Raw genomic sequence first — 426 nt, 5'->3', positions numbered from 1 at the left:
AATATTCAAACTTTGTCTTTTGCCCCGAAAGCGCTGCTTCAGCGCGATTTCTAAGACGCGTTAGTGGTGTTTTTAGATCATGAGCAATATTATCTGATACTTGACGCAAACCAATATTTAATTCTTCAATGCGGTCTAACATAACATTAAGATTAGCGGACAATCGATCAAACTCATCCCCTACCCCAGAAACAGGTAAACGCCCACTGAAATCACCCTTCATCAAGCGCTGTGATGCAGCTGTTACATGATCAATTCTCTGCAATGCACGCCTACCAACAAAAAACCATATAAGTAAAGCCCCTCCAACCATTGCTGCGAGAGCAATCATAACTGCTTTACGAATAACCGCTGCAAAACGCTCTGGTTCATCTAAATCCCGCCCAACAAGAAATTTCATAGCATTAGGCAAATAAACAATAATTG

Annotated in this window: 1 protein-coding gene; it reads right to left on the bottom strand. The window is 41.1% G+C overall.

All coding sequences use genetic code 11. The annotated features are described in order from the left end of the window. A partial coding sequence (locus ACFINZ_RS10470) for a HAMP domain-containing protein (RefSeq protein ID WP_375701479.1) occupies positions 1-426 on the bottom strand: 426 nt, incomplete at both ends.

It is taken from the genome of Bartonella sp. AA81SXKL, from assembly GCF_042196945.1.
Lineage (GTDB): Bacteria > Pseudomonadota > Alphaproteobacteria > Rhizobiales > Rhizobiaceae > Bartonella.
The sequence above is the reverse complement of the archived record's forward strand: the minus strand, read 5'-3'. Positions and strand labels throughout refer to the sequence as shown.